At 43.9% G+C, this 1,263-nt stretch carries 1 rRNA gene; it reads left to right on the top strand.

The window, feature by feature from the left end:
- Positions 1–433 precede the first annotated feature (433 nt).
- Positions 434–1,263, top strand: a 16S ribosomal RNA gene (locus tag J2786_RS23020); the annotation flags it as partial.

Below are 1,263 nucleotides of genomic sequence, written 5' to 3'. Positions count from 1 at the left end.
TGTATGAAGTTTCTATCTTTGCCCCACTGAAAAACGAAAGAATGACAGTAGCGCAGAAGAGCCTTTAGCTAGGCAGAAACAATATTACTTCAATAAGAAACAGACGAAAAAAAATCAAAACTTTTTGTAAAAAAAAGTTGCCAGTTAAAAAAGAGTTTGTATCTTTGCAGTCCCAATTACAGGGAGCGCAGGAGTAGAGAGATTGAGGGTTTGAGAAGGATTAAGGTTACTTAAAAAACTTTAAAATTTTCTTCAAAAACATTTGGTCATTAAGAAATAAAGTTTTACTTTTGCACTCGCAAATACGGAGCGACACTGACAGAAAGATTGCTTCGTTAAAAAGCGAAAGATAAAAAGATCATTGACATACAATATAACAACCAAGTAAGGAAAAACTAAAGCGTTAAAAACTTTGAGTGAGTCAGACAAACATACAATGGAGAGTTTGATCCTGGCTCAGGATGAACGCTAGCGGGAGGCCTAACACATGCAAGCCGAGCGGTAGAGATCTTTCGGGATCTTGAGAGCGGCGTACGGGTGCGGAACACGTGTGCAACCTGCCTTTATCAGGGGGATAGCCTTTCGAAAGGAAGATTAATACCCCATAATATATCGAGTGGCATCACTTGATATTGAAAACTCCGGTGGATAGAGATGGGCACGCGCAAGATTAGATAGTTGGTGAGGTAACGGCTCACCAAGTCTACGATCTTTAGGGGGCCTGAGAGGGTGATCCCCCACACTGGTACTGAGACACGGACCAGACTCCTACGGGAGGCAGCAGTGAGGAATATTGGACAATGGGTGAGAGCCTGATCCAGCCATCCCGCGTGAAGGACGACGGCCCTATGGGTTGTAAACTTCTTTTGTATAGGGATAAACCTAGATACGTGTATCTAGCTGAAGGTACTATACGAATAAGCACCGGCTAACTCCGTGCCAGCAGCCGCGGTAATACGGAGGGTGCAAGCGTTATCCGGATTTATTGGGTTTAAAGGGTCCGTAGGCGGATTTGTAAGTCAGTGGTGAAATCTCACAGCTTAACTGTGAAACTGCCATTGATACTGCAAGTCTTGAGTGTTGTTGAAGTAGCTGGAATAAGTAGTGTAGCGGTGAAATGCATAGATATTACTTAGAACACCAATTGCGAAGGCAGGTTACTAAGCAACAACTGACGCTGATGGACGAAAGCGTGGGGAGCGAACAGGATTAGATACCCTGGTAGTCCACGCCGTAAACGATGCTAACTCGTTTTTGGGCTTT

This window comes from Chryseobacterium vietnamense (genome assembly GCF_031454475.1).
GTDB lineage: Bacteria > Bacteroidota > Bacteroidia > Flavobacteriales > Weeksellaceae > Chryseobacterium > Chryseobacterium vietnamense.
Note: the sequence above shows the minus strand (reverse complement) of the source record. Positions and strands in the feature narration are given on the sequence as shown.